The organism is Seonamhaeicola sp. (assembly GCF_028281565.1).
Lineage (GTDB): Bacteria > Bacteroidota > Bacteroidia > Flavobacteriales > Flavobacteriaceae > Seonamhaeicola.
On the sequence record NZ_JANQJQ010000030.1, the window covers coordinates 131,082 to 148,532 of the forward strand.

Consider the following 17,451-nt stretch of genomic DNA (forward strand, 5'->3'; position numbering starts at 1 on the left):
TTTGGCTATGACAATCTGCTATTTGTTACTCTATGGGCTCTACTATAGTTTCAATAGCATCTACCAGTTCGAAGTCTTTGTCGGTAACGCCTCCGGCATCATGCGTTGAAAGCGAAATAGTAAGTATATTATAAACATTACTCCAGTTTGGATGATGATTAAGTGCTTCGCATTCAAAGGCAATTCTACTCATGGCACTAAAGCAATCCCTGAAATTGTCAAATTCAAATTCGGCATGAATAGCGTTATCAAAGTATTCCCAATCCGGGTAGTGCAATAATTTTTTCTCAATATCCTGTTCTGATAATTTGCTCATTTTGGTATCGTGTTTTTTAAGATTAACAGTAATTAAAAATAACGAATATTACCCTATGAATCAATTAATTTTTAACGCTTCCAGAATATTGGTACTTACAACTTGTAAATGTTTGGGAAGCTTATTGGTTTTAGGTAATACGGCCAGATAGCGTTCATCATTTGTAGTGTAAACCCGCTTATATATAGCTTTTTCATTAGTGAGTTCTGTAACAATTTCTTTGATAAAGTCATCGTGATGGACTAAATCATTACTACCCAAATGAAAAATACCCCATTTATTTCTATTGATAATATAATGGATCTGCTGTGTTAGTTTATCATCATTAGTAACATTCATTACCAGGTTTGGGAACACTTCCACAGGTTCTTTATCCTTTATATTTTTAAGAATTTCCTGTACTCTTGGGGATTGTGACCCAAACACCATAGGCAATCTTAAAATGGCCACCTGCTTTTTAGGTAACCTCAGTAAGGTGTTTTCTATTTTTATTTTAAAGTGACCGTAAATGCTGTTACTTAGGGTTTTGTCATCTTCATAACTCGGGTATTTACTATAAGCGTCAAAGACATTGGCGGATGATAAAAAGATAAGTTTGATCTTTTTTGAAAATATGTATTCCGCCAAATGTTGATGTAACATGACCTGTTTTGAAAAATCACCCCGGAGTGCGGAAACAATAATAGTGGGCTTTACGATGTCCAAAATTTCATAAACATCATCCTCTTCAAAATCATAATGAAAAAAGTTATTATTCTTTTCAAATTGTTTGCAGGGTGTCCTGTAGGTGCCAAACGTTTTGAAGTAGGAGCAAAGCTCTCTGTATATAGCATTCCCCAGGAATCCGCTGGCGCCCAGTATTAATATTCTATGCTTGCTTTCTCGTTTTATCATACCTCACCTAAGCTAGAATACACCTAGAAAATTGAAAGTTGGGTTTTGGTGGTAAACTGTTCCAGGGCCAGCATACCTAATTTAGAATTTCCTTTTTTATTAAGTCCTGGTGCCCAGGTGGTAATGACATAATTATCTGGTAAAAGCGCCACAATACCACCCCCAACACCACTTTTTCCGGGAAGTCCGACCTCAAAAGCAAATTCGCCCGCTTCATCATAAAAACCACAGGTTAGCATAATAGCATTGATACGTTTTACTTGTTGTTCTGTTAACCGAACTTTTTCTAACAGGCATTTTCCTTTATTGGCAAACATATGAAATGACCTGGTAATTTGAGTACAGGTCATTTCCAATGCACATTGCATAAAATAGCATTCCAGGACATCATCAACAGGATTATTAAGATTACCAAAGGATTTTAGCAGGTTAGCTGCCGCATAGTTTCTAAACCCTGTTTCTTTTTCAGAACGGGCTATATCCATGTTGTAATTTATATTGTCATCACCGGCCAGATCTCTAACATAATTTAAAAAATGTTCTTTGGGGTTGTCAAATAGCGATACCAAAACGTCTGCAACCACAATGGCTCCTGAATTTATAAACGGGTTTCTGGGAATACCGTTTTCAATTTCTAAAAGTGCTAATTGATTAAAAGGGTGTCCGGAAGGTTCAACTCCTAATCTGTTCAAAATGCTACTTCCTTCTTTTGAAGCTGCCAGGGCAAGGGCTAAAACCTTAGAAATACTTTGAATAGAAAAAGGTGTATTGTAATGTCCAACACCATACTCTTGCTCGTCTTTTGTTCTTAAATGCAGGCCAAAATTATTGATATTTACATGCGCCAATTCCGGGATATAGGAAGCCACGGTTCCTTTGTCTTCAACAGAAACCACATGATCATGTATATCATTTAAAATGGACTGATAGTTCATTGTTACCCCTTATAAAATGGTAATTTTACTACTGTTGCAGGAATTGTTTTTTTTCTGATTTGAATATTTATCTTGCTGCCGATTTCTGAAAAAATTATGGGAATATACCCTAAACCTATACCTTTACCAAGGCTGGGGGACATGGTGCCGGAGGTTATATGGCCTATTTTGGTGCCATTGCTATCAACAATATCATAACCTTGTCTTGGAATACCACGCTCGTCCAGTTCAAATGCAACAAGCTTGCGTTCCGGTCCGCGATGTTTTTCATCCTCCAGGGCCTGAGAATTTGTAAATGCTTTAGTGAATTTAGTGATCCAACCTAAACCGGCTTCAATAGGTGATGTGGTATCATCAATATCGTTGCCATATAAACAGTACCCCATTTCTAAACGCAAGGTGTCACGAGCGGCCAATCCAATGGGTTTAATGCCAAAATCGGCTCCAGCTTCAAAAACCTTATCCCAAATTTGTTTTACTTCACTGTTCTTACAGTAAATTTCAAAGCCTCCGCTTCCGGTATAACCTGTTGCTGAAATGATGACATGTTCAATACCTGCAAAATCACCAACAATAAAATTGTAAAACTTAATAGCGGCCAAATCATGACTACTCAGACTTTGCATGGCTTCAACAGCTTTAGGCCCTTGAACGGCAAGTAAGGAATAATCATCACTTAAATCCCGTATGGTAGCACCCACATCATTTTTTGATTGAATCCAGTTCCAATCCTTTTCAATATTACTGGCGTTAACCACTAATAAATAGGTTTGTTCTTTAACCCGATAAATGATCAAATCATCAATAATACCACCGGTTTCATTAGGCATGCAACTATATTGCGCTTTACCGATAGTTAATTTAGACGCATCATTGCTACTTACTTTCTGAATTAAATCCAAAGCATGTTCCCCTTCAATTAAAAACTCCCCCATATGGGATACATCAAATACGCCCACTGCGTTTCTAACAGTTTCGTGTTCCACATTTACACCTTCATATTGTACCGGCATATTAAAGCCTGCAAAAGGCACCATTTTAGCCCCTAATGCTTCATGAGTTGCAGATAAAGCGGTATTTTTCATATTTACTTATTGAATTTTAAATTTTGCGGAACAAAAGTACATAAATTCGTAAGATTCCTTTTGAAGAAGTTATATTAAATATTCAACAATTAAATTAGACCTGTTAGAAACTAAAAACGTGGAAAATCTTTCTATTTTAGTGGAAAAAATAAAATGGGACCGATAGTACATCATGTGTTTTTCTGGTTAAAACAGCCAGACTCCTTAGAAGACAGACAACAACTAATAGATGGTATTAAAACCTTGGGGGCTATTGAACAGGTAAATGATATACATGTTGGTGTTCCGGCGTCAACAGAAGAAAGAGGCGTAGTGGACAGTAGTTTTTCAGTGACAGAAATGTTAATATTTGCCAATGAAGAAAATGAAGCCATTTATCAAAATCATCCTATTCATTTGGAATTTGTTAAAAACCATGAACATTTATGGAATAAGGTTTTAGTATATGACAGTAAAAGTGTTTTGTAGGCTAATAAAAAAAGCCCTTACACCGTAAACGACTCAAGGGATTAAAATTATAGTTGAATCTTTTAGTTCAGTAAAAATGATTTCAGATCCTCATAAGTAGAAATAACAACCGATACCTTTTCTTTACCCATGACTTCCTGAATTTGCTCCGGTAACGGCTGTTCTTTTTTGATAACTTCTTCAACCACATCTAAAAACTTGGTGGGGTGAGCCGTTTCTAAAAACACGCAATGAGCCTCCGGGTTTTCTTTTAGATATTCCTGGCTTCCCAAATAGCCAACAGCACCATGTGGGTCCGCTACATAGTTAAATTCATTATGCATCTCTAACATAGCTTCTTTGGTCTCATCGTCTGTAAAGCTGTATGAAGACACATTTTTCTTTAGATTGTCGAATTGATTCTTGTAAATCTCCTGGATACGAATAAAGTTACTGGGAGCGCCTACATCCATAGCATTACTTATAGTTTGAATAGATGGCTTTGGTTCGTATAATTGAGACTGCAAATAACGTGTTACCACGTTGTTTACATTGTTTGAAGCCACAAAATGCTTTATAGGCAAGCCCAATTGTTGCGCCATCATTCCGGCACAAATGTTTCCAAAGTTTCCACTTGGCACGGAGAAAACTATATTATCGTACTTTTTATGAAGTTGCTTGTAAGCAAACATAAAGTAGAACAATTGCGGTAACCATCGTGCCACATTGATAGAGTTGGCAGACGTTAACTGCATTTGGTTAGTCAGGTCTTCATCCAAAAAAGTGGTTTTGACCATGGCCTGACAATCGTCAAAAGTACCATTAACCTCTAAGGCCTTAATATTTTGTCCTAATGTAGTTAACTGCTTTTCCTGAATATCACTCACTTTTCCGCTAGGGTAGAGTATAACCACGTTTACGCCTTTTACTCCTAGAAATCCATTCGCAACCGCACCGCCGGTATCTCCGGAGGTAGCAACTAATACGGTGACTTCATTGTCGTTATCCTTGTTGAAATACCCTAAACAGCGCGCCATGAAACGAGCTCCTACGTCTTTAAAAGCCATCGTTGGCCCATGAAACAGTTCTAAAGTCGAAATGTTTTCATTAAGTTGTACTACAGGAAAATCAAATGACAGCGTTTCTTCAACAATGGTCTTTAAAACCGCTTCGGGAATTTCTGGAGACACAAATTGTTTAATGGCTTCAAAAGCGATTTCGGTGTTTGATAAACTATCAATATTCTTAAAGAAATCTGCATTTAAAGGTGTAATACTTTCCGGAAAGTACAAGCCTTTATCCGGGGCTAATCCTTTTACAACAGCATTCTCAAACGTTGAATCCGGGGCTTGTTTGTTTAGAGAGTAGTAATTCATTGGTTTTATTTTATGACCATTGACCGAGGACCGAAGACCAAAGAAGGAACATAGCCCAATGGTTTTATAATTGTTATTTTATGTTTTTTCTAAATCATGTTCATTAGACTAAAAGACTCATTGTAAAATCTGAAAAACTCGTCTTTAGATATATAGTTTCTTTTTTGTGCTTTGAATAGACAGGTTACAACTTCGGCTAATGAACGGATGGCATACCCTATAAATTTCTTTTGCTCAGGGTTCGATTGGCCAATTGAGCCTTCAGATATATTTAGAGCGACGGAATCAGAAGCTTTCCTTATTTGACTGGATAAATTGAACTTTTCCTTATCGGGGAAAGAATCTGCCATTTTATCAATCTCCTCTCCAAAGTCCATCGCTTTTTGCCAAATTGTGAGTTTCTCAAACTTAAACTTTCCAATTTTATCATTTTGGTCTTTGGTCATAGGTCTTTGGTCCTTTAAAGAATTTTAATTCCTTGAGTATTAATTTTTGATACATGCATATCGAATTCAATACCAGTCTTAGAATATATTTTTTCTATAGCATCTTTCACATCTATAGCAGTTTCTTCTCCTTTACTTAATGAAAAAATTGAAGGTCCCGAGCCTGAAATTCCGGAACCTAAGGCACCGGCATCAATAGCAGCTTTGGTTACGTCATCAAAGTACGGAATTAACCTGCTTCTATGGGGTTCTACTATTACATCATGCAAAGACTTTTTAATAACTTCAAAATCACCGGTATGCAAGCCATGGACTAAACTTCCAAAATTGGCCCATTGGGTAATAGCATCTTCAAGTGCTACTTCTTTTGGTAAAAGGGCTCTTGATTCAGCGGTTTTTATTTCGATCTGAGGATGAATAATCGTAGCATATAAATCATCAGGAGCAGGGATTTCTAAAATCTCCAACGGTGAGACGCTTTTTACCAATGCAAAACCTCCAAAGATAGCCGGGGCCAAATTATCGGCATGTTCACATTTACTGGCTAAAGCCTCACCTTTAATAGCAAATTCTGTTAATTGGGTTTTGGTAAAGGGCCTGCCTAAAAGCTCATTCATACCAAAAACACTGCCAACGGCACTGGCTGCACTACTACCAATACCACTGCCCGGTTTAATCTTTTTATAGATCTCAATCTCGAAACCAAAATCCACGTCAATAGCATCATACATGGCTAAAGCCGATACTCCGGAAACATTTTTTTCGGTTTCATATGGCAAATCAAAACCTTCAATATGAGTGATACGAATCCCTTTTTTATCGGTCTTTCTAATCACCATCTCATCTCCAACACTATCGAGGCAAAACCCCATAACGTCAAATCCGCAGGATACATTGGCGACGGTAGCCGGAGAAAATAGTCTTATTTCGTTCATTTTTTCTATTAAATAGTTCTCGGCCGCACTAGAGCAAAAACAAGAACTTTCTTCGTGTAATTCCATTTTTTCATAGAAAAAAGAAAATAGATAAAAGAGAAAAGACTTTTTGGTGGCCGTCTTTATTCTTGTTTCTATATTCTTGTGTCTTTTTAATCATTTCCTAATCTAATAATATCTGCAAACAATCCAGAAGCAGTTACATCAGCACCCGCTCCGGCACCTTTTATAATCATAGGTTGTTCCGGATAACGATCCGTATAGAACATCACAATATTGTCTTTTCCTTCCAGGTTATAGAACGGATGGCCAACCGGTATTTCCTGTAAACCTACACTGGCCTTGCCATTATCAAATTTGGCTACATACTTCAACTGACACTCTTTGGATTTTGCTGAAGCATATAAATTTTGATAGTGCGCTTCATCTTCAACTAAGGTTTGGTAAAAATCATCAACAGAGTCACTTTTCAATCCTGAATCGGAAAGGAAGGAGGTATTTTCAATATCTTCCAAATTCATTTCCACACCACTTTCCCTGGCCAAGATCAATATTTTTCTGGCTACATCCACACCACTAAGGTCAATTCTTGGATCCGGCTCCGTATAGCCTTCAGCAGCAGCTTGTTTCACAATATCGTAAAACTTGGTTGAATCGTTGAAGTTATTAAAAACAAAGTTTAGACTTCCTGATAATACAGCTTGAATTGAATTCACCTTATCGCCTGAGGCAATTAAGTTACTCAAAGTGTCTATTACCGGTAAACCGGCTCCTACATTGGTTTCAAATAAGAAAGGGGCATTGTATTTAAGAGATAAACGCTTTAACTCTTTATAATCGATATAATCACTTGAGCAGGCTATTTTGTTACATGCTACTACCGATATACTTTCACGCAAATATTGCGGGTACAAGTCGGCTACCTCTTTATTAGCTGTTACATCTATAAAAATACTGTTGCGTAAATTCAATGCTTTAGCATTCTCAAAAAAGCCCTGCAAAGAAGCCTGTTCACCATCCGCTAACCGGTCTTTCCATGATTTCAGATCAATACCATTTTCATCAAAAACCATTTTTCTGGAATTTGATAATCCAATAACACGTAAATTGATCTTAAGGTTCTCCTTTAAATATTTGCGTTGTTGCTTTATTTGCTCAACTAAACGCTCCCCAACATTACCAACTCCTGTAATAAACACATTGAGTTGCTTGGTCTTTGATTCAAAAAACTGCTCATGCAATACGTTTAATGCCTTCTTAACATCATTTTCAGCTATAACAACTGAGATGTTCTTTTCAGAAGCGCCTTGTGCTATAGCTCTCACGTTCACGTTATTTTTTCCCAGAGCACTAAACAGTTTACCGCTAATACCCTGATGGTTTTTCATATTGTCGCCAACAAGCGCTACTATGGATAACTTGTCCTCAACAATGATCGGGTCAATTTTATTAAGAGCAATTTCGTTTTCAAAAGTAGCATCAATAGCTTCTTTAGCGGCTTCGGCATCTTTAGCGTCAATACCCAAACAAATAGAATGCTCTGATGATGCCTGCGTGATCAAAATGATGTTGATCTTCTCCTGGGATAGCGTTTCAAATAATCGTTTTGAAAATCCGGGAATACCTATCATGCCACTACCTTCCAGTGTCAATAAAGCAATATTTCCGATATTACTGATACCCTTTACGGGTTTGTTTGAGTTTACAGCATCATTGGAAATGATCGTTCCTACAGCTTCCGGTTCCAGTGTGTTTTTAATATGAATAGGGATTTCAAGATCTAAAACCGGTTGCACTGTTGGAGGGTACAATACTTTGGCTCCAAAATGGGACAATTCCATAGCTTCCTGATACGAAATCGCTTTTATAGGATAGGCATGTTTTACTATTTTTGGATTGGTAGTGAACATACCGCTTACATCTGTCCAGATCTGTAATTGCTCCACTTTTAAAGCCGCTGCTATGATGGCAGCCGTGAAATCAGAACCACCACGACCTAAAGTGGTTTGTTCACCGTTCACAGAGGTTGACACAAACCCGGGAAGGATAGTGATTTGCTGATTGGCAGCCTTAAAATAGTCTTTTATATTCTTATTGGTAATGTTGTAATTTACTTCTGCTTTTGTGAAATTAGAGTTTGTTATAACAAGCTCCTGGGAGTTTTTGCGTTCTGCGGACATCCCCCTGTTCTTCATGGTTTCTGCGATGATAAATGAGGATAATAACTCTCCAAAGCCTACTAATTTATCAGATGTTTTAGGTGATAGTTCGTTTATTAAATAAATCCCATCCAATAAGCTTTTTAGTTCGTCTAATCGTTTGTTAACAAAGTCGATAACAGTTTCGTTATTGCCCGGGATTAGTTCGTTGACAATATTTAAATGAATATCTTTTATAGTATTAAAAACCTCTAAAAACTCCGAATCTTTATTTTGGGCTAATTTTCCCGCCAGGAGCAATTTATCTGTAATGCCTCCAACGGCAGAAACTACGCAGATCACAGCGTCGTTTTTAGAATAATCTTCTAAGATATTTATGACGTTATTTATATTTTTTGAAGAACCTACGGAAGTTCCTCCAAATTTTAAAACTTGCATTGTTTAATGAATTGATAATTGAAAATATATTTTTTGAGTTGTGATCCTTTTCTAAAATCACAAAGATAGCCTGAAGTATATATAATTAACAACCCCAAAGGGTAGTAGTTGTAGTAGTACCAATAAAAGAAGTTGCTCCTTTAGTTAAAAGAGCCTGTGTAAATCTTCTATTTTGGTCTAAATGGTTCATAAAAGCTATGATAATACAAGCCAAAAGTATTACATTTAGACTAATAAAAAAACTAAAACTATTTTTTTGTAATATTCTTAAGCAGAACCCATTTTCTTTTAAGAAATGCAACGTATTTACAGAAGAATTAGAAATTCAATAATCAGATAATTTAATGAAGATATTTTCAAGAGAACAGGTTTATGAAGGCGACAGATTAACCGCAGAACGGCAAAAAATCACTTCAACCGATTTAATGGAGCGTGCAGCTACCCAGATCTTTAATTGGATGCATATGCGTATGCAGGGGGCGCAGGTGCCGGTACATGTGTTTTGCGGTATTGGTAATAACGGAGGTGATGGTTTGGTTTTGTCAAGACATTTAATTATTCATGGCTATAATGTAAACACTTACGTGGTTAATTATAGTGATAAGCGTTCCAAAGATTTTTTAATTAATTACGATAGAATAAAAACCGTTACAAAAGAGTGGCCCATACTTCTGACCGGTGAAGCGGATTTTCCTGAAATTCATCCGGACGATATTATTGTTGATGCCATTTTTGGTATTGGTTTAAACAGGCCGGTTGTAGATTGGGTTAAAAAACTTTTTAAACATTTTAGAAATACCAAAGCCTTTACGCTTTCGGTTGATATCCCTTCCGGGTTAAGCACGGATAAAGTACCGGAACATGAGGATGACGTGGTTTGGGCCGGTTACACCTTGAGTTTTGCTTCCCCCAAGATGGTATTCTTTTTGCCGGAAACAGCTAAATACACTGTACAATGGGAAGTTTTGGATATTGGTTTGGACCAGGCGTTTTTACACACTACAGAAACCGATGTTGAATTAATAGGAAAGTTTGAAGTTTTACCGGTTTACATCCCCAGGGATAAATTTTCACATAAAGGGCAGTTTGGTCATAGTTTAATTATTGGTGGTAGTTATGGCAAAATAGGCGCTTTGACTTTGGCGAGTAAAGGTGCGCTGTCTGCCGGAGCGGGTTTAGTATCTGTATTCACCCCTAAATGTGGATATAATGTGCTTCAATCCGCTTTTCCAGAAGCTATGGTGATGACTGATACCAACGAGGAGCTTATTACTGATATTAATTTTGATTTGGAACCAACGGTAATTGGCATTGGCGTGGGTATTGGAACAGATGCTAAAACCATAAGTGCTTTTGAATCGTTTTTAAAACGGAACAAAGCACCATTGGTTATTGATGCCGATGGGATAAACATACTCGCCAAAAAGAAAACCTTATTAAAACTATTGCCTGAAAATGCCGTTTTGACCCCACATCCAAAGGAATTAGAACGTTTGATAGGAAGTTGGAGTGATGATTTTGACAAGTTAAAAAAGGTAAAGGCTTTTTCAAAAAAACATAAAGTCATTGTAGTTATTAAAGGCGCCAATACTATTACGGTTTTAGAGGATAAGCTTTATGTGAATACAACCGGAAACCCGGGCTTATCTACAGCCGGAAGCGGCGATGTTTTAACAGGCATTATTACCGGTTTAATATCGCAAGGTTACAATCCGTTGGTAGCTTCTATTTTCGGGGTTTATTTACATGGAAAATCGGCTGACATTGCTGTTGAAGATTTTGGATACCAAAGTTTGATAGCCAGTCATGTGATTGAGTATTTGGGAAAAGCTTTTTTGGATCTATTTAAGCAACCGGAGCAACCGCCACAGCAGGAAAACGAGGAAGAAGAACAAAGGTAAGGCTGTCACCCTGAACTTGTTTCAGGGTCTAAAGATTCTTATTTTATATTGAATTGCAAAGGAACTTCCTGCACCCTCAGCATGTCTTTCCATTCTATCATCTAAGCCACACTGGTTTGCCTATGTTTAAAACACTGTTAGGCTTATTGGATTGCTATTTCCATTTAATTAATGTAAATAGAGATGCTGAAACTAGTTCAGCATGACAAAACAATTTGGAATATAAAGTTTTACTTTTAAATTTTCAACTCCTCAAATAACTCAATAAGCTTAGGACTTGAAGGTCTTGGGGCATTGGCATCAACAACATTTCCTTCCGGGTCAATTAAAATAAACCTTGGGATTCCCATAATCTTATAGCCCTGAACAAAATCAGATTGCCAGGCTTTATCGGAAAGTAACTGAATACCACCCATATCTCTTTCGGCAATCATTTTTTTCCAGCCTTCTTTAGAAGCAGCTTTTTTAGCTTCCGGAGTATCGCCTTTAAAACCTCTGCCTTCATCAACAGAGATACTTACAAATTCAATATTTTTCCCATGGTATTTTGCTTCAACTTCTTTTAAAAACGGGATCTCTCTTTTACATGGTCCACACCAGGTAGCCCAAACATCAATATAAACATATTTTCCCTTTAAATCACTCAAAGATGTTGTTCCTCCCTTGTAGTTTTCATAATTCACAAAAGTAGGAGAGGGCTTTCCAACCAGGTCATCATATTGACTGGCCATGGCTTTTTGTTGTTTGTACATATTTAATAGCCCTTCTTGCATTTTACTAAAGCTTTCTTTTTCTTTTGCAGCCACAGTAGAGTCCAAATTCTTAGTACTTTCAAATAATTCGGTAAAACTTTGATGCACACCGGCTACTTTCGCTTTAAAGGCCTCTTCATCTAAATCCAATAGATCCGGAGTTAACCCCTTTTCCTGAATTAAAGCTTTTTTAGCCAAATAAGTACTGGTTTCAGAACCTTTACCTGTAAAAGTGATCGTTTCATCAAACTCCTTTGCGTCCAGGGTCAAGTTAATATCAACATCATCTTTCAGGAATAAATAAGTGGATTCAACACCATCAAAAAGGTTGTAAACACCTGCTTCCACTTTTAGTGTATCACTAAAAGTGCCATCTTCATTTACTTTAATAGTTTTGGTATATGTTCTGCTTCTAACCATTAAGGAATCACTATTCTTATTGATTATTGTCCCCGAAAATGTTGCATAATCTTTTGGGGCTTCTTTACAAGCTACCAAAGCTATTGCTAAGGTTATAAAAAGTAATTTTTTCATGTGTGTTTTAACTTTTAGAGGTCATACTTTAGCTGTGCTCAGCACAGGCATGTAACCTTTTTTTAAATTTCAATTATCTGCCAAAAATAAACATTTGAATAGCTTTTCAATCAATTTTGGATTATTATTAACATTTCAAAACGTGACTACTAGTATGTAATTTTTCCGATTTAAAACTGTATTTTTATATTAAAAGATACTTATGAAAGAGATGTCCTTACTTATGAAGACAATATGCTTACTGATTATTGTGCTCCTAACAGATTGCAGCAAGCGTGAAAATTCAAGCAATTCTGAACCTGTAGAAGCGGATGATAAATTGATATTTTCTGATGAATTTGATGTTGATGGGGCTTTAGATACCGGTAAATGGAAGTTAGAGACCATTCCTCCCAATAATGGCAGTTGGTGGAATGGAGAAAAACAACATTATACAGACAGACCAGATAATGTTTACATAAGCAATGGTACTTTGAAGATCGTAGCAAAGAAAGAAAGCTATACGTTTCAAGGATCTACTAAAAGTTATACCTCTGCCCGCTTAAATTCAAAATTCTCTTTTACATATGGTCGTGTGGATGTTAGAGCAAAACTCCCTTCAGGTGAGGGAACATGGCCCGCCATATGGACTCTTGGATCCAATATAACAGATGTTGGCTGGCCGAAATGTGGAGAGATTGACATCATGGAGCATTGGGGACATGACCCTACTATTGTGTCCAGTGCAACCCATAATCCCGCTTGTTTTGGTGGTTGTCCTGATGTAACGGTAGGCAAAACTATAATTGATGATTTTGACACTGAGTTCCATGTATATTCCATAATATGGAATGAAAATGAAATTCGTTTTTTAATAGATGATATTCATAAATACACCTACAGTCCAACCGTTAAAAATGCTGATAACTGGCCTTATACAGCAGATCAGTTTATCCTATTGAATGTGGCTATGGGAGGCAGTTGGTTTTCTATTGATCCTAATTTCCAAAAAGCCCAAATGGAAATAGATTACGTAAGAGTTTATAAAAATTAAAGCCTGTTTAAATGGCAAGTGTTAACTGATCATAATCTACAATTTCCGGGATAATATTAAGATTATAAAGCTCTTTCTGAACTTTGGAGATAGTTTCTTTATCAATAATGTCTTGAGACCATTCCGTAAGCCCCAACCATTCCTGAACATCTTCTAATTTTTGTTGGTATCTATTGGCAATGGTCCTGTCAATACTGGGAATGTTCTTAAAGTCAATTGTAGTATTATTGATAATTTCCAAAATGGTTTTTAAAGTTTCCTTTTCCGAATCAATGAAATCTTCTCTCACGGCAATGACAAAACAGGGCCAGGGTGACGGGCAATTACCAATACTCCTAAACGTACCGTCATCAACTAAAGGTTTGGTCGTGAATTTTTCCCAAAGAAAATAATCTGCATTACCATTTGTTAAGCCTTCAACGGCTCCGTCAAGATTCTTAATAACTTCAAAGTCCAGATCCTTTTCTAAATCCCAATGGTTATTCTCGGCATTAATGTAAGCCATTAAATGCGAACCGGAACCATATCTGCTAATAGCAGCCTTGGTGCCTTTTAAATCTTCAACAGTTTTGTATTTTGACCGGGCAGCAACATGGATTCCCCATATCAATGGTGTTTGCACAAAAGTTTGAACTATTTTACTGGGGTTACCGGCAATAATATCTTTGATGATACCTTCTGTGAGGATAACAGCTATATCAATGTCTTTGTCACGGAGGGCTTTACACATAGCACCTGTGCCACCATAGTAATCATGCCATCTTAAGTTAATGCCTTCTTCTTTATATTCGCCATTTTTAAGCGTTAAATACCAGGCTAAATTAAAATGCTCCGGAACACCGCCTATGTTAACCTGCTTCATCAATCGGTCTATTCAACAATTTTATTTAGAGTGTAAATGATAAGCTCTTCAACAGTTTTAGCAGGATTTTCACTAAAGTTACCTGTGGCTCTGTTGGCAATAATAGCATTCAGTGACACCGCATGATGCCCTAAGAGTTTTGACAATCCAAAAATGGCAGATGTTTCCATTTCAAGATTGGTAACTCGTAAACCATTAAAATTGAAGGTATCCATATTATGATTGAGCTGAGGGTCCTGAACCGGTAGCCTTAAAACACGTCCTTGTGGTCCATAAAATCCACCTGCTGTGGCGGTCATACCTTTAAAAGTTTTACTGCTTTCCAGTTTTTTCTCTAACGAGGGACTGTTTTGAATCACTATGGGTGTAGCTTTATCAGAACTCCAATTGGTTTTCTCAATAAATGCCTGTTCAATGCCTGGGTTTTTAATGTCCTCTATTTGATAACAATGTAGCATACCATTAAGATCCAAACCATATTGACTTAAAACAAAGGCATCAACGGGAATATCCTTTTGAAGAGAGCCTGAAGTTCCAACCCTGATAATATTCAGGCTTGTGAGCGTTTCTTTCGGCTTTCTGGTGCTTAAATCAATATTTACCAGGGCATCTAATTCGTTTAAAACAATGTCTATATTGTCAGGCCCAATACCTGTGGATAATACCGAAATCCGCTTACCCTTGTAATGACCCGTATGTGTTTTAAATTCTCGCTTTTGCGTTTCAAACTCAATAGTATCGAAATGTTTTGATATTTTGTCTACTCGGTTTTGATCGCCGACAAAGATAATGGTGTCAGCTATATCTTCAGGTTTTAAATTTAGATGATAGACACTACCATCCGGATTTAAAATGAGTTCAGATTCTTTAATGGGCATTTATAACTGTTTTTACAAGCTTATTTTCTTGTTTGTTAAATTGGAAATCTAATTTTTTTACACCACCAAATACAGTGGTGTCGTTTATTTCAGAAGAAAAATTGTGCTGCCCTAATAAGGCTTCATGTCCTTTTCTGTTGAGTTTGATTTGGTTTTCACTTTCTGTGTAAAAAATAGACAATTGATCTATAATCCTGCCTAATTGCATGTCACCAAAACCATAAAATCCCTGATAATTCAAGGCATAGCCTAACAAATGATGTTTAGACTTTATAGTGTTTTTCTCGAGGATCTCTAAAATATTGCTTTCTATGGTACTCAACCCGCTTTTACTATCTGGAAAGCGTTTTAAATGCGCCTTTAAACAATTACTTAAATAATCAAAAGAGGAGCTTTGAACAATAAAAGGCTTGAACAAATTATGGTCTTTACCATTATAAATTTGCCAAAGTGTTTCTGCCAGTTCAATATCTTCTTGTTTTAATTTAACTCTGTTTGTGTAATGAACCGTTAATTCTTCCGAACTTAATTCGGATAAGCCTTTTAAGTTTTTACTACCGTGAACCCGACCGCTACAAACCAGATACATGGGGAGCTTTATCTTTTTCTGCCGAATCAAACTTATGACGGCTATCAGATTGATGTGGCAGAACAAATCATATTCAAACCAAAGGACTATTTCTGAATAATTATCGGCGCTATCCAGTTTGCTTATTTCTGTTTTAAAAGCTTCAACATCCAGGTAAACATTATAAGTGTCACTAAAGAAATTGGTCCTTGCCTGAAAAAACGCTTCAGACAAGATGTTAACATGCGTAGGGCCTTCACACAGCATTTCGTGCCATGTAATGATATCACCTTTATAACCGGAATCATTAAGATAATTGGTTAACGCACCGCCATTGGTAATATGTAATTGTTTTCTATCCATTAGCCACCCACTCGTTTTACCCTAAAGCCTTTATCTTTAAGAATGTCCATTATTTTATCTCTATAATCACCCTGAATAATGATCTTATCATCTTTAAAACTACCTCCAACGCTTAATCTGGTCTTTAAATCTTTGGCTAATGATTTAAAGTCTTCAGTAGCACCGGTATAGCCCTCAAGAATGGTAACAGGCTTTCCTTTTCGCTTCTCGTATTTACAAATGATCGGGTCGTCCTGGATCCAAAGATCATCACCTTCATCTTGTGTTTCTTTCGAAACATCTTCCGATACATGATCCGGGAATAAATTTTTAAGTTGATCCTGTAAATCCATATTTACTCAGTATTCAGTATTCAGTTGGCAGTACGCAGTTCAGTAACGATAATGACTGAAAACTGAGTACAGTTGACCGCTTACTTCTTTATTAACCCTAATTCTACCAGTCGTTCATTTAAAAATTCGCCGGCTGTGATATCTTCAAATTGCCTGGGGTTATCTTCATCAACACAACTTTCCAATACATTCAGCTTCATATCGCTGATAGGATGCATAAAGAACGGAATAGAATAGCGTGACGTTCCCCAAAGTTCTTTTGGTGGATTGACCACACGGTGAATGGTAGATTTTAGTTTGTTGTTGGAATGTCTGGATAACATATCTCCAACATTAATCATCAATTCATCCGGTTGCGCAATGGCATCAATCCATTCCCCTTTATGATTTTGTACCTGCAACCCTTTACCTTGCGCCCCCATTAAAAGTGTAATTAAATTGATATCACCATGGGCCGCAGCTCTAACCGCTTCTTTTGGTTCTTCTGTGATTGGCGGGTAATGAATAGGCCTTAAAATGGAATTTCCATTATGAATATATTCATCAAAATACGTTTCTTCCAGACCCAGGTGCAGTGCTAAAGCCCTAAGGACATATTTAGCTGTTTTTTCTAACATTCTATAGGTCTCTTTACCCACTTTGTTGAACTCCGGAAGCTCCTCTACAAGGACATTATCCGGGTATTCGGCCTTTAACTTTTCGTCATTCTCAACATACTGCCCAAAGTGCCAAAACTCTTTTAAATCACCTTCCTTTTTGCCTTTGGCACTTTCTTTTCCAAAAGACACATAGCCGCGTTGTCCGCCAATGTCCGGAATTTCATATTTATGCTTGGTTTCCAATGGCAGATTAAAAAAGTTCTTAACTTCGCTATAAAGCCTTTCTACCAAAGCATCATCTAAAAAATGCCCTTTAAGTGCCACAAAACCAATATCCTCATAGGCTTTGCCAATAGCATCAACAAAGCTTTGTTTTCTGCCGGGGTCATCAGAAAGAAAATCTTTTAAATTAACACTGGGTATACTATTCATGAGGTGTGTGTTTATAAGTGAGTAATACAAAAGTACATGATTTTTTTTCATTTGAAAATGCAAAAAGCTAAATGAAAAAAAATCATGTACTAACGTAGGGGTTACTGAAGTAAAACTAAATTTTTTCATTTGGTATTTATGAATCCATAAACGAAAAAATTCATGT

Annotated in this window: 17 protein-coding genes; 3 read left to right on the top strand and 14 right to left on the bottom strand. The window is 36.8% G+C overall.

Features of this window, described 5'->3' with window-relative positions; genetic code table 11:
* Positions 1-25: 25 nt before the first annotated feature.
* Genes Q0983_RS13830 through gcvT form a run of 4 tightly spaced genes read right to left on the bottom strand, consistent with a single transcriptional unit; the run spans position 26 to position 3,230 of the window.
* On the bottom strand, positions 26-316 hold the full coding sequence (locus Q0983_RS13830) for a 4a-hydroxytetrahydrobiopterin dehydratase (protein WP_299554374.1): 291 nt from the start codon (positions 314-316) through the stop codon (positions 26-28).
* 60 nt (positions 317-376) lie between these two features.
* Positions 377-1,210, bottom strand: a complete 834-nt coding sequence (locus Q0983_RS13835) for a sugar nucleotide-binding protein (RefSeq protein WP_299554377.1) — start codon at positions 1,208-1,210, stop codon at positions 377-379.
* Between the two features lie 23 nt (positions 1,211-1,233).
* A complete protein-coding gene (locus tag Q0983_RS13840; protein WP_299554380.1) occupies positions 1,234-2,145 on the bottom strand; it encodes a glutaminase in 912 nt (303 codons plus the stop codon).
* A gap of 2 nt (positions 2,146-2,147) precedes the next feature.
* Positions 2,148-3,230, bottom strand: a complete 1,083-nt coding sequence (gene gcvT, locus Q0983_RS13845; RefSeq protein ID WP_299554383.1) for a glycine cleavage system aminomethyltransferase GcvT — start codon at positions 3,228-3,230, stop codon at positions 2,148-2,150.
* A 153-nt stretch (positions 3,231-3,383) separates the two neighbouring features.
* Between gcvT and Q0983_RS13850 the strand changes: the two genes are divergently transcribed.
* Positions 3,384-3,698 (top strand): Dabb family protein, encoded by a 315-nt coding sequence (locus Q0983_RS13850; RefSeq protein ID WP_299554386.1) that lies wholly within the window; start codon positions 3,384-3,386, stop codon positions 3,696-3,698.
* 62 nt (positions 3,699-3,760) lie between these two features.
* Here the strand turns inward: Q0983_RS13850 and thrC are convergent, their stop codons facing one another.
* The 4 genes from thrC to thrA form a co-directional block, all read right to left on the bottom strand.
* Complete coding sequence (gene thrC / locus Q0983_RS13855; protein ID WP_299554389.1) at positions 3,761-5,053, bottom strand: threonine synthase; 1,293 nt, start codon at positions 5,051-5,053, stop codon at positions 3,761-3,763.
* An 89-nt stretch (positions 5,054-5,142) separates the two neighbouring features.
* A complete protein-coding gene (locus Q0983_RS13860; RefSeq protein WP_299554392.1) occupies positions 5,143-5,499 on the bottom strand; it encodes a four helix bundle protein in 357 nt (118 codons plus the stop codon).
* A 14-nt stretch (positions 5,500-5,513) separates the two neighbouring features.
* Positions 5,514-6,434 carry a homoserine kinase gene (locus tag Q0983_RS13865; RefSeq protein ID WP_299554394.1) on the bottom strand — a complete coding sequence of 307 codons (921 nt, stop codon included), beginning with the start codon at positions 6,432-6,434 and terminating at the stop codon, positions 5,514-5,516.
* A 152-nt stretch (positions 6,435-6,586) separates the two neighbouring features.
* Positions 6,587-9,031 carry a bifunctional aspartate kinase/homoserine dehydrogenase I gene (gene thrA, locus Q0983_RS13870; RefSeq protein ID WP_299554397.1) on the bottom strand — a complete coding sequence of 815 codons (2,445 nt, stop codon included), beginning with the start codon at positions 9,029-9,031 and terminating at the stop codon, positions 6,587-6,589.
* A 344-nt stretch (positions 9,032-9,375) separates the two neighbouring features.
* On the opposite strand from thrA, the gene Q0983_RS13875 reads away from it, so the two are divergent.
* Positions 9,376-10,932, top strand: a complete 1,557-nt coding sequence (locus tag Q0983_RS13875) for an NAD(P)H-hydrate dehydratase (protein WP_299554400.1) — start codon at positions 9,376-9,378, stop codon at positions 10,930-10,932.
* Between the two features lie 236 nt (positions 10,933-11,168).
* Here the strand turns inward: Q0983_RS13875 and Q0983_RS13880 are convergent, their stop codons facing one another.
* Positions 11,169-12,218, bottom strand: a complete 1,050-nt coding sequence (locus Q0983_RS13880) for a TlpA family protein disulfide reductase (protein ID WP_299554403.1) — start codon at positions 12,216-12,218, stop codon at positions 11,169-11,171.
* A gap of 223 nt (positions 12,219-12,441) precedes the next feature.
* Between Q0983_RS13880 and Q0983_RS13885 the strand changes: the two genes are divergently transcribed.
* A complete protein-coding gene (locus tag Q0983_RS13885; RefSeq protein ID WP_299554406.1) occupies positions 12,442-13,251 on the top strand; it encodes a glycoside hydrolase family 16 protein in 810 nt (269 codons plus the stop codon).
* Between the two features lie 7 nt (positions 13,252-13,258).
* On the opposite strand, the gene Q0983_RS13890 is transcribed toward Q0983_RS13885, so the two are convergent.
* The 5 genes from Q0983_RS13890 to Q0983_RS13910 all read right to left on the bottom strand — a co-directional run bounded on the left by Q0983_RS13890 (position 13,259) and on the right by Q0983_RS13910 (position 17,285).
* Positions 13,259-14,113, bottom strand: coding sequence for a substrate-binding domain-containing protein (locus Q0983_RS13890; RefSeq protein WP_299554409.1), 855 nt, complete (start codon positions 14,111-14,113; stop codon positions 13,259-13,261).
* 8 nt (positions 14,114-14,121) lie between these two features.
* Positions 14,122-14,991 (bottom strand): nucleoside phosphorylase, encoded by an 870-nt coding sequence (locus tag Q0983_RS13895; RefSeq protein ID WP_299554412.1) that lies wholly within the window; start codon positions 14,989-14,991, stop codon positions 14,122-14,124.
* On the bottom strand, positions 14,981-15,922 hold the full coding sequence (locus Q0983_RS13900) for a DUF1835 domain-containing protein (RefSeq protein WP_299554415.1): 942 nt from the start codon (positions 15,920-15,922) through the stop codon (positions 14,981-14,983). Before Q0983_RS13900 ends, Q0983_RS13895 begins: the two co-directional genes overlap by 11 nt.
* On the bottom strand, positions 15,922-16,254 hold the full coding sequence (locus Q0983_RS13905; protein ID WP_299554418.1) for a translation initiation factor: 333 nt from the start codon (positions 16,252-16,254) through the stop codon (positions 15,922-15,924). Before Q0983_RS13905 ends, Q0983_RS13900 begins: the two co-directional genes overlap by 1 nt.
* An 80-nt stretch (positions 16,255-16,334) precedes the next feature.
* Positions 16,335-17,285, bottom strand: coding sequence for a 2-oxoglutarate and iron-dependent oxygenase domain-containing protein (locus tag Q0983_RS13910; protein ID WP_299554421.1), 951 nt, complete (start codon positions 17,283-17,285; stop codon positions 16,335-16,337).
* Positions 17,286-17,451: the final 166 nt, after the last annotated feature.